The organism is Variovorax sp. YR752, from assembly GCF_943372545.1.
This window is the reverse complement of the sequence record NZ_CALRZC010000343.1, coordinates 1-6,175: the sequence shown is the minus strand read 5'-3', so window position 1 is coordinate 6,175 and position 6,175 is coordinate 1. Positions and strand designations below refer to the sequence as shown.

The 6,175-nt window shown below is 66.3% G+C and carries 5 protein-coding genes; all 5 read right to left on the bottom strand.

The window, feature by feature from the left end:
• Positions 1-518 precede the first annotated feature (518 nt).
• Genes AAG801_RS39535 through AAG801_RS39515 form a run of 5 tightly spaced genes read right to left on the bottom strand, consistent with a single transcriptional unit; the run spans position 519 to position 6,009 of the window.
• The gene (locus AAG801_RS39535) at positions 519-1,748 is read right to left on the bottom strand and encodes an FAD binding domain-containing protein (RefSeq protein ID WP_341893343.1); all 1,230 of its coding nucleotides are present in this window, start codon (positions 1,746-1,748) and stop codon (positions 519-521) included.
• Complete coding sequence (locus AAG801_RS39530) at positions 1,745-2,215, bottom strand: VOC family protein (protein WP_341893342.1); 471 nt, start codon at positions 2,213-2,215, stop codon at positions 1,745-1,747. The genes AAG801_RS39535 and AAG801_RS39530 overlap by 4 nt, the downstream gene beginning before the upstream one ends.
• A gap of 52 nt (positions 2,216-2,267) precedes the next feature.
• Positions 2,268-4,382 (bottom strand): molybdopterin cofactor-binding domain-containing protein, encoded by a 2,115-nt coding sequence (locus tag AAG801_RS39525; RefSeq protein WP_341893341.1) that lies wholly within the window; start codon positions 4,380-4,382, stop codon positions 2,268-2,270.
• Positions 4,379-4,861 carry a 2Fe-2S iron-sulfur cluster-binding protein gene (locus tag AAG801_RS39520; RefSeq protein WP_341893340.1) on the bottom strand — a complete coding sequence of 161 codons (483 nt, stop codon included), beginning with the start codon at positions 4,859-4,861 and terminating at the stop codon, positions 4,379-4,381. The genes AAG801_RS39525 and AAG801_RS39520 overlap by 4 nt, the downstream gene beginning before the upstream one ends.
• A 35-nt stretch (positions 4,862-4,896) precedes the next feature.
• Positions 4,897-6,009 (bottom strand): NADH:flavin oxidoreductase/NADH oxidase, encoded by a 1,113-nt coding sequence (locus AAG801_RS39515; RefSeq protein WP_341893339.1) that lies wholly within the window; start codon positions 6,007-6,009, stop codon positions 4,897-4,899.
• Positions 6,010-6,175: the final 166 nt, after the last annotated feature.

Genomic DNA, 6,175 nt, shown 5'->3' with positions numbered 1-6,175 from the left:
GGCCGGAGAGTTGGCTGCCGGGCCGTGGTCGGCGAGCCCGACGGCGCATGAGTTCGGCATGGACAGGGAAGCCAACTCCTCGCCGATTGCGACCTTGCTTCAGCGGCAGACAACGCTGTAAGAGCGCTCCTGCACTGTTTGTGAGGACGGAGTGCGGCCTACTTCGCACCGCGCAGATCCGGCGTACAACCTAGTGGCGCCGGCGTGCGACCGGGGTAACGAGCTTCGCGGGCAGCGACACGCTTCTGGGCCGAGACTCAGGACTTGTCATTGCCGATGCTGTCGTTCTCGGCCGTCTTGAGTTCGTCACCGCCAACGGGCTTCACCCTGCCAGCCGCCCTGCTTCCTTTTTCGCCTCGGTGCGGAACTGGGGCTTGCTGCCGAGAAACGGCTAGTGCGTGGCCCCGTTCGCTCATCACTGGGTGATTTTTGAAGCCCTTTGAAGCCCCCTACTCCGCATTGATTTCACGCAAGAGATCGAAAATTACGCATGTAACCAAGTTAGGTCGTGCGGTGCTTCATCGCCGCACCGGTGGTACTGCGGTCTCGCGCATCACCGCCTCTGTCGAGCGATAGCGTTCGGCCATAGCTCGCTCGGTTGGTGTGCTGAGTTGTGCCTGCATGTAGGCGCCGAGTGCTCGCGCGTGGTGCACGATGAAGCTGCCCGCATCCAGGCGAGTTTGCTCGTAGGCTTTCAACGCGTCGGCGACTTCCGCATGACTATCGAGTGCGCGTACCAGCGCGGCCGCGTCGCTGCCGGCCTTGGTGACGCCCATACCGCAGTGCGGCCGGGCGACGAATGCGGCATCGCCGAGAAGTGCAATGCGCCCGAAGGCCAAGCCTGAGCTTTCCAGATCGAAAATGGGCTGAAAGAAGAGGTTCTCCGTTTTCTCCACGACCTCGGCGAACTGCGGTGCGAGCACATCGTTGGCCGCCTGTCTTGCCGCGGCCAGTACCTCGGGGCGAATCAAGGGCGGCGGAATGCCGTCGGGCCATACCTTGCCGGACGCGTCGGTCAGCATCTCGCGCAGCGTGTTGGCCTGATCGGCGGGCCGGTACCAGACAAAATTGTAGCGACGTTTGCCCGGCTCCACGCTGTTGCCGTGTCCCGCGACCGGGTACGCGATCATCTGCTCACGTGGCGGCAGGCCAAAGGCGAAGAACGGAAAGAGCTCGTCCAGGGTGCGGGGCGAGAGGCTGGCTTCTTCGACCAGCCCTCGCCACGCAACGTAGCCCGCGTACTGGGGCACCGCCTCCGGCAGCAGGACCTTGCGAACCGTGGAGCGCAGGCCGTCGGCCGCTACCAGCAGGTCGCCGCGCTCGACCTTGCCGTCGGAGAACACGGCGTGCACGCCGCGCGTATCCTGCTCGAACGAAAGCAGCTGCTTGTCGTTGTGATATCGCTCTGACGGAAATGCCCGGCGCAACACCTGATACAGGCGTCCCCAGGCAGTTAGCGTCTGCGGCAGCGGCCTGGAGTCTTCGCGCGTACCGTCGCGCGAAAGAGTGATTCGCTCGCGAACCTCGACGCCGATGCGGTCCGCGACGTCGACGCCGGCTGCCGTCAGCACCTCCATGAGCTCCGGATGCGTCACGACGCCCGCCCCCCGACTCTCAAGGTCGTCGGCCACGCGTTCGTACACATGCACATCCCAGCCCCTGCGCAGCAGCAGGTTGGCCGCGAACAAGCCACCGAGCGACCCGCCGATGACCAGGGCCTTTCGAGCCGTTGCAGACGACGCGCTCATGCCGCAGCCCCCGGCGCAGCGCCGACAGCGAGCGCCCGCGCTTCTTCCGCAGCGAAGTTGAGCTCAATGGTGACACCCGAGGGGTCTTCCACGAACACTTGGTGCAACCCGAGACTGGGAACAGTGCGTTCACGGAATGCCAGGCCGGCGCCTCGCAGTCGCTGCTGCACGTCGGGGAGATCGCTCGCCAGGAATGCCAAGTGGTCGACCGCGGCACTGCCGTGCAGCGCTGTCTGCGCCTTGTCTCCCAAGTAAGCGATCAGCCCTTCGGGCGAACTGGCGTCGATGCCAATGATGTGCACCACGCCGAACTGCGCTTCGTCGCCACCTTTGTAGAGCCACAGCCCCGGAAAGTCGAAGGGCGGGCGAAATCCTTCCTGCAGGCCGAGCACATCGACGTAGAAGCGGCGCGACGCGTCGAGATTTGTTGTGCGAACCGAATAGTGCGCGAGGGTCTGGATGGTCATTGTGTCCTTTGGGCAATGAAGACGAATGGAAAAAGAAGTGAATCCGCGCGCGTCAGCCCGCGGAGATGAGCGCCGCGAGGCGTTCGGCCGTCAATGGGAGGTCGCGGGCACGCAGGCCCAGCGCATGGGCCACGGCATTGGCCACCGAAGCGGCTGTCGGGCCGGCGGCCGCCTCGCCCACTCCGAGGCTCGGCTCGAACGGCCTGTCGACGACATGCACGGCGAGCTCGGGGATCTCGTCGAACCCCATGATCGGGTAGTGGTCCCAGTCGCAGGACGTGATGCCCGTGGCGTCCCACGTCACGCTTTCCTTGAGCGTCCAGCTCAGCGACTGGATGAGTCCACCCTCGATCTGGTTGATGAGGCCGTCGGGGTTGATCGCGGCGCCCGCATCGACGGCGACCCAAGCCTTCTCGACCCGGATCTTCTCCTCGACGCTGACCTGCGTCACCACGGCGCAGTAGGCGGCGTGGTTCTTGTAGCGACCCAATGCGATGCCCAGGCCGCTACCTGTGCCCGCCTCGGTGCGCTGCGACCAGCCGGCCATGTCTGCAGCCGTCTTCAGCACCTCCCTGGCGCGGGGATCGGCCAGGTGGCGCAGCCGAAAGGCGACGGGGTCTTCGTCGCGCAGCCCGGCCAGTTCGTCCATGAAGCACTCAATCGCGAACAGGTTGGCGTACGACCCGAGCGAGCGCAGCGCCGACACGCGCACGGGCGAATCGGCAATGAAGTGATAGTCCACCTGCTGGTGCGGCAGGTCGTAGATGGCGATCGCATTGCGGTGGCCGCCGCCCATGGGCAACGGCATGTCGCGCGGCACCGAAGGCTGTTGTGGCGGGTCAAGTTCCCAAGCGCCCAGAAGGTTGATGCCTTCTCCCCAGCCGGGGCGGTTCATGTGGGTGTGGCTCCAGATGGCCATGTCCCAGCGCTCGATGCGGCCCGCATCGTCGAGTCCCGCGTGCAGCTGCACCGCGCTGGCGGAGCCGAAGGGCGCCACAGACATCTCGTCTTCCCGCATCCACTGCACCCTTACCGGTAGGCCGGTGCTTAAGGCGATGAACGCTGCGTCGAAGGCCACGTCGTCGGCGCCGTTGTGTCCATAGCAGCCCGCGCCTGGAGCATGGATGACTTCGACCGTGCCGGCATCGCGCGCCAACGCGCGGGCGATCTGGTTGCGCAGCGGAAAGACCCCCTGCGTGTGCGACCAGATGCGCAGCGTGTCGCCGCGCGGATCGGCCAGCGCACACGACGGACCGATCGATGCATGGGCCAGATACGGCCGCGAAAAGGTCGCTGTGTGGGTTTGACGGGAGGCAACGGGCGAACCCTCTTCATGCACCCGTTGCGCATGACTAGGCATGTGCTGCAGCAGCGACACAGTGTCATCACTCCCTTGCGGCATTTGCACGTCGGTGAATTCGAGCAGTTTTCTCGCCTTGGGCAACGCACGGACCAACGCGCCTTCATGGGGCCCCACCAGCGCAAGGAAATCGCCGCAGCGAACCACCTGCGCCACGCCGTCCAGCGCCTGCAGTTGCGCCAGCGGCAGCGACGTCAGGCGTTGCGCGGGATGCCGTCCGCGCAGCATTCGCGCATGCTGCATGCCGGGAATCACGAGGTCTTGCAGATATGCCGCGCCTGTGAGCTTGGCGGCGAAATCCAGCCGCGGCAGCGACCGACCTTCGTATGGCGCGTCGGTGCGACGAGGGCCCGGCGGCGGTGCCAGGATACCTACGTCCAGGCTGACGGTATCGCTCAGCTCCCAGTAGCTCGCCCGCCGGCTGCCGCCCGCATCCCGAAAGCATCCGGCATCGGCATGGACCTGCTCGGGCGCGACGTTCCACCGTCGCGCGGCCTCGGCGCGGAACAGGGCAAATGCGTGCGCGCAGGCCCAGCGGACGGTGGCCCCGCCGTACTGCACCGAAAGGCTGCCGGCCGTGTAGCCCTCGTCGGGGGACAGGTGGGTGTCGCCTGCCACCAGCGCGATCTGCGCCGGCGCCAGGCCCAGTGCGTCGCAGGCGATCTGGACCAGTGCAGTCGAGATGCCTTGGCCCAGTTCGACCTTGCCGGTGAACACGGTGAGCTTCTGCCCTGGGCCCACTCGCACCCACTGGTTCAGCAGGGGGTGGGCCTGGACGGCGGGAGGCGGAGTATCTCCGGGGATCATGCCGAGGCCTCCGCACGCAGGCGAGCGGCCGCAGTTTCAATGGCCCGCAAGATCCGCGCATGCGCGCCGCAGCGGCAAAGGTGGCGATGCAGCGTGTCCTGCAGCTCCGCCGACCTGGGGGAGGTGGTGCGGTGCAGCAGTGCGGTGACCGACATCATGATGCCATTGATGCAGTAGCCGCACTGGGCCGCCTGCAAGTCCAGGAATGCGTCGAGGACCACAGCGCCGACTGGGTCGCCGGCCAGCTGTTCGGGGGTCGTGAGCGCACGTCCGGCCACCCCCCACATCGGCATGTCGCAGGACTGGACTGCGCGCCCGTCCATCGAGACCGTGCAGGCCCCGCAGTTGCCGGCACCGCAGCCAAAGCGAACGCCTTTGCAGTCCAGGTCGTTGCGCAGCACATAGAGGAGCAAGTCGTTCTCGCCGGCCTGCACGCGATGGCTCACGCCGTTCACTTGAAGTTCGATGGGAGGAGTCATGGATGGAGTCGAACGTTGGAAGGAGCGGTCATGCGTCAAGCGTCAGGCATCACTGGCGGCTTGCGCAATCCAGCCGCCCTCCGATAAGGCGGCGGATAGAAGGGTTCGACACCCAGCGTCTCCGCCGCGCGCCATACCCAGCGCGGATCGGCCAGGAAGGGGCGCGCCAGGGCGACTTGGTCGGCCTGACCCTGCGCGATGATCGCGGCCGCCTGCGCTGGCTCGGCGATGCCGCCGACCGCCCGCGTGACGATGCCGGTGCGCTTGCGCACCTCGTGGGCCAGCCCGACCTGGAAGCCGGGGCCGAATGGAATGCGTGCGCCCGGCACCACGAAGCCGCTGGAAACGCACACGTAGCCAAAGCCGATGTCCTTGAGCGCCTGCGTCAGCCGCACGGCATCGTCGATGCCAAGCCCGCCTGCATCCCAGTCTGTGCCCGTGATGCGCGCGCCGAACACGCGGCTCGTCGGTGCGAGGCTGCGTAGCCGCTGCGCGATACGCAGCACCAGGCGGTCACGCCCTGCCTGATCGGCGCCCCACGTGTCGGCGCGGCTATTCGACAAGGGCGACTGAAACTGATGCAGCAGATAGCCGTGGGCGCAGTGAAGTTCAATTACCTCGAAGCCCAGCCGCAGGGCCCGCAGCGCTGCGTCGACGTAAGCCTCGACGAGACGGTCGATGCCTGCCTCGTCGAGCGCTTCCGGGGTGTCCCACCCTTCGGTGAAAGGCGAGGCGGACGGTGCGGCGCAGCGCCATGGGCGCGCACCGGATGTCGTCGGCTGCAGCGGCCCTCCTCCTTCCCAAGGCACGTGGGCCGACCCTTTGCGGCCGGCATGCCCGAGCTGGATGCCGAAGCGCGTGCCCGGCGCCGACACAGCTCGCGCCGCCTTCAGCACCCGGCCCAGTGCTTCTTCGGCTTCGTCGCTGTACAGGCCCAGGCATCCGTGGGTGATGCGCCCGCGCGCTTCGACCGCAGTGGCCTCGACCATGACCAGGCCGGCGCCCGACATGGCAAGTTGCATCAGATGCTGCAGATGCCAGGTGTTGGCCAGTCCGTCGATGGCCGAGTACTGACACATCGGTGAAACGACGATGCGGTTCGGAAAATGCACATGGTCGATGCGCAGTTCTTCAAAAAGGGGGGACATTGCGATGCGCTCCTCGTGGGTATTCAGCGCACCGGCGTGATGTTTAGTAGCTTCACCGCGTTCAGCCCTTCGATTTGTGCAACCTCGTCAGCGCTCAGGTCCTTCACCTGTGCGATAAGTTCGCGCGGATGCTCCTCACCCATGTCGTAGGGGTAGTCGGTGCCCA

Coding starts and splice junctions, on each gene's coding strand:
- AAG801_RS39535 (WP_341893343.1), bottom strand. CDS start 1,748: ATGAGCGCGTCGTCTGCAACGGCTCGAAAGGCCCTGGTCATCGGCGGG.
- AAG801_RS39530 (WP_341893342.1), bottom strand. CDS start 2,215: ATGACCATCCAGACCCTCGCGCACTATTCGGTTCGCACAACAAATCTC.
- AAG801_RS39525 (WP_341893341.1), bottom strand. CDS start 4,382: ATGATCCCCGGAGATACTCCGCCTCCCGCCGTCCAGGCCCACCCCCTG.
- AAG801_RS39520 (WP_341893340.1), bottom strand. CDS start 4,861: ATGACTCCTCCCATCGAACTTCAAGTGAACGGCGTGAGCCATCGCGTG.
- AAG801_RS39515 (WP_341893339.1), bottom strand. CDS start 6,009: ATGTCCCCCCTTTTTGAAGAACTGCGCATCGACCATGTGCATTTTCCG.